Genomic DNA, 362 nt, shown 5'->3' on the forward strand with positions numbered 1-362 from the left:
CCGGGGGCCGACACGGACACCGCTCCGCTCACCTCGACACTGACTGTGAACATCCTTCTGACCGCATTTTCCGATTGCCGCTTCCTGTAGATCTCGAACCGCATCGACGGTGTCGATGCTTTGACCAAGCGATCGGATGCGGTGTCTATGTCGAAAGCCACCTCGCCAGCGACCTCGGCATTGGCCGCTTGCAACGATGCAACCACGACGTCATCCAGCCAGGCCCTCGCTTGCGCTTCAAAGTCCGCCACAGGCACATTTCGCTCCGCAGCCCTCGCATTTTCGGCGCCTCTCCCCTTCTGATTACGGGCTTCCTTTCCGCGCTCAAGAGCTTCTTTGAACTTGGACATCCCGATGCCTCC

Annotated in this window: 1 protein-coding gene; it reads right to left on the bottom strand. The window is 59.7% G+C overall.

What is annotated here, in order from left to right; all coding sequences use genetic code 11:
- The coding region (locus EN869_RS33785; RefSeq protein ID WP_135916131.1) for a hypothetical protein at positions 1-350 on the bottom strand (350 nt) is incomplete at its 3' end.
- Positions 351-362: the final 12 nt, after the last annotated feature.

It is taken from the genome of Mesorhizobium sp. M2D.F.Ca.ET.226.01.1.1, from assembly GCF_004022705.2.
Classification (GTDB): Bacteria; Pseudomonadota; Alphaproteobacteria; order Rhizobiales; family Rhizobiaceae; genus Mesorhizobium.